At 42.0% G+C, this 400-nt stretch carries 1 protein-coding gene; it reads right to left on the bottom strand.

Annotation, left to right across the window (positions count from 1 at the left end):
- Nucleotides 1-40 precede the first annotated feature (40 nt).
- Nucleotides 41-400 (bottom strand): thioredoxin-dependent thiol peroxidase (bcp, locus tag H5079_RS18220; RefSeq protein WP_182684630.1); only part of this gene is annotated, 360 nt, incomplete at its 5' end.

The following is a 400-nucleotide window of genomic DNA, read 5'->3' as shown; positions in this document are numbered from 1 at the left end:
GTCTAATTTCTAACAGCGAGTAACTTACTCTGCCGCTAACTTATTCTGCTGCGAGATAATCCAACACTACCTGATGGTGATCTTTGGTTTTAAACTTATCGAACAGGTGTTTAATTTTGCCGTCTTGACCGATTAAAAATGTCAGGCGGTGTATGCCGTCGTATTCTTTGCCCATAAATTTTTTGTAGCCCCAAATTCCAAATGCATCTGCAATGGCGTGATCTTCATCTGAGAGTAAATCGAAGTTAAGTTCTTTTTTAGTTTCGAAGTTTTTAAGGCGTTTAATTGGATCTGGGCTTATGCCTACTACGCGGGTGTTAAATTTTGCCAGCTCTGCTTGCTGGTCGCGTAGGTTTTCGGCTTGTACGGTACAGCCAGGTGTTGACGCCTTAGGGTAAAA

Origin of the sequence: Pseudoalteromonas sp. SG44-5 (assembly GCF_014164175.1) — a bacterium.
In the GTDB taxonomy this organism is placed as follows: domain Bacteria; phylum Pseudomonadota; class Gammaproteobacteria; order Enterobacterales; family Alteromonadaceae; genus Pseudoalteromonas; species Pseudoalteromonas nigrifaciens.
Note: the sequence above shows the minus strand (reverse complement) of the source record. Positions and strands in the feature narration are given on the sequence as shown.